The 963-nt window shown below is 63.2% G+C and carries 2 protein-coding genes; both read right to left on the bottom strand.

The genetic code is table 11. The annotated features are described in order from the left end of the window. Nucleotides 1-13 precede the first annotated feature (13 nt). Entirely contained in the window at nt 14-445 is a 432-nt protein-coding gene (locus DW151_RS10440) for a single-stranded DNA-binding protein (protein WP_118335768.1), read from the bottom strand. A gap of 74 nt (nt 446-519) precedes the next feature. Continuing rightward, a complete protein-coding gene (locus tag DW151_RS10435) occupies nt 520-864 on the bottom strand; it encodes a hypothetical protein (RefSeq protein WP_199579950.1) in 345 nt (114 codons plus the stop codon). Between the last annotated feature and the right edge of the window lie 99 nt (nt 865-963).

Below are 963 nucleotides of genomic sequence, written 5' to 3'. Positions count from 1 at the left end.
CGAGATCTACTTGCTAGAACGGGATATCCTCGTCGTACAGGTCGACCGAGGGCGGGGCTGCCGCCGGTGCGGGCGCGGGAGTGGAAACGGGGGCTGCAGCGGGGGCTGCGGCGCCCTGACGCTGGCTCATGAACTCGATCTCGTCCACGATGACCTCCAGCTTGGATCGGCGCTGCCCGTCCTTCTCCCACGAGCTGTAGCGCAGCTTGCCCTCGATCGCGACTTTGTTGCCCTTGGCGAGGAAGCGGCTCACGGCCTCGGCGCGGGTGCCGAACATGTTGCAGTCCACGAAGTTCGGGTAGTCCTCCCACTCGCCGGTCTGCGGGTTGCGGCGGCGGTCGTTCACGGCGACGCCGAAGGAGAGCGCCTGCGTGCCTCCTGCGGTGACGCGCAGCTCGGGGTCGCGGGTGAGGTTGCCGGTGATGCTGACTCGGTTGATACTCATGTCGATGATCCTCTCGAAGGATGTTGGTAAATGAGGTGGGTCGGGGCGAGTCGCCGCCCCGACCATTGTTGGGATTAGTCGGTGTTGCGGAAGAAGTATTCCAGCTCTTTTTCGCCGAGGTTCTCCATCGCGTAGCCGTCCGCGATCCTCCACAGCGAGTCGTAGAGCTTCGACAGCTCGCGGTCGCCGTCATAGTGCTGGAAGATCTTATGGTTCAGCACTATGACGAGATCGGTGAGGTAACGGAAGTCCGACTTCCACTCTGCAAAGGCGCGATTGAACGTGTCTCGAACAGCGTCCTTGCCGAAGGCATCGGCGATGGAGAAGTCGCTCCAGAAGGTGGTGCTGAAGCCGTCCTCATAGGGATGGGCGTAGGGGTCTGCCTGCGCTACCGGGATGTTGATAACCATTGCGTCCATGATCGGACCTCCTTAACCGCACGGCGTCGGCACCGCCCCTTGCGTGTGCCCCTGACTGCCCGCCGCGCGTCGCTTTTGCTCTGGCGAAAGCCGCCGCGG

The organism is Collinsella sp. AM13-34 (assembly GCF_003473055.1).
Classification (GTDB): domain Bacteria; phylum Actinomycetota; class Coriobacteriia; order Coriobacteriales; family Coriobacteriaceae; genus Collinsella.
Note: the sequence above shows the minus strand (reverse complement) of the source record. Positions and strands in the feature narration are given on the sequence as shown.